We start from the raw sequence: 544 nt of genomic DNA, 5'->3' as shown, positions 1-544 counted from the left end.
ATGGTGTCGATCAGCCGCTCCGGCTCGCGATGCTCCCCCGGCGCCGCCAGGGCCAGCCGTGCACCGGTCATCAGCGGCCAGAAGAACTCCCACACCGACACGTCAAAACTGAACGGGGTTTTCTGCAACACCGTGTCGGCGCCGTCCAGCGCATACGCCTGCTGCATCCACGCCAGCCGGTTATACAACGCCAGGTGGCGGTTGCCGGCGCCTTTCGGCCGCCCGGTCGAGCCGGAGGTGTAGATGACGTAGGCCAGGTTCTCCGGGTGCAGCCGGCACGCCGGCACCTGCCGCGAGTACCCGCCCAGTTCGCCGGGCTGGTCCAGCAACAGGACCTGCCCGGCAAACGCCGGCAGCTGCTCGCGCAGGTGGGCCTGGGTCAGCAGCAGTTCGATGCCGCTGTCTTCGAACATGTAGGCCAGCCGCTCGGCCGGGTAGTCCGGGTCCAGCGGTACATAGGCGGCGCCGGCTTTAAGGATCGCCAGCAGGCCAACGACCATTTCCAGCGAGCGCTCGGCGGCGATACCCACCAGGCTTTCCGGGC

At 68.2% G+C, this 544-nt stretch carries 1 protein-coding gene; it reads right to left on the bottom strand.

Annotated features, from left to right (window positions below; translation table 11 throughout):
• The coding region (locus ACF8Q6_RS14820; protein WP_392499018.1) for an AMP-binding protein at positions 1-544 on the bottom strand (544 nt) is incomplete at both ends.

It is taken from the genome of Pseudomonas sp. GLN_2 (assembly GCF_043106005.1).
In the GTDB taxonomy this organism is placed as follows: domain Bacteria; phylum Pseudomonadota; class Gammaproteobacteria; order Pseudomonadales; family Pseudomonadaceae; genus Aquipseudomonas; species Aquipseudomonas alloputida.
This window is presented reverse-complemented; position numbering and strand designations above follow the sequence as displayed.